1 protein-coding gene is annotated in these 339 nt (G+C 40.7%); it reads left to right on the forward strand.

The genetic code is table 11. From position 1 onward, the window contains the following. The coding region (gpW, locus tag QMN76_RS10910; protein WP_282066051.1) for a gpW family head-tail joining protein at positions 1–207 on the forward strand (207 nt) is incomplete at its 5' end. Positions 208–339: the final 132 nt, after the last annotated feature.

Genomic DNA, 339 nt, shown 5'->3' on the forward strand with positions numbered 1-339 from the left:
CGTATTTATCTTGATCAAGCACAACAAGCTTATAATGATTTATTAATTGGTAATAAACCAATCTCTGTTTCTTATTCCCAAGAAACTGGGGCAAAGTCAGTGACATATACCAAAGCAAATCTTCAGCAATTACAGGGATATATCTTGGAGTTGCAACGGACTTTGGGAATTAATCGTAGGCGTGCCATGAGGATCAGATTTAGATGAGCAAGATACCGCAATTACTGGATCAATACGGGCAACCACTCAGCAAATCACCCATTGTTAATAAACCAACGGCGTTAAATGGGGGATGGGGGCATATCCCTTATGATGCCGCTGACAACACGGGAATTCATA

The sequence above is a fragment of the Commensalibacter papalotli (ex Botero et al. 2024) genome, from assembly GCF_947179115.1.
GTDB lineage: Bacteria > Pseudomonadota > Alphaproteobacteria > Acetobacterales > Acetobacteraceae > Commensalibacter > Commensalibacter papalotli.